General features: G+C 49.6%; 1 rRNA gene. It reads left to right on the top strand.

Annotated elements, in window-relative coordinates:
- Positions 1 to 234 precede the first annotated feature (234 nt).
- A 5S ribosomal RNA gene (gene rrf / locus GBH70_RS16505) occupies positions 235 to 351 on the top strand.
- Positions 352 to 381 lie beyond the last annotated feature (30 nt).

Consider the following 381-nt stretch of genomic DNA (forward strand, 5'->3'; position numbering starts at 1 on the left):
AGCGGAAGCGCCTCGTTTATCGACGTACGGATTTCGACTGAGATAAAGGAAACACGGTGAGGTATCGAGCCGATGTTGACTTATCGTTATCGTAGGGAGAAGACGTAGAAATACGCTAGCTGATAGACGCTGGAGCTGGACAATTCTCAAAGTTAGAAGTAGAAACGCATTCTCAGTTTACAGTTTTTTCTCCCATCCGGTTTTCAGGGAACACATCCCAAAATAAAATACAGGTCCGGTGATGATGGCGGAAAGGTCACACCCGAACACATCCCGAACTCGGAAGTTAAGCTTTCCAGCGCCGATGGTAGTTGGGGGTCTCCCCCCTGCGAGAGTAGGACGTTGCCGGGCCATATGAAAACCGCAGACGATTTGTCTGCG

Source organism: Weizmannia acidilactici (genome assembly GCF_008974225.1).
Classification (GTDB): Bacteria; Bacillota; Bacilli; order Bacillales; family Bacillaceae_C; genus Weizmannia; species Weizmannia acidilactici.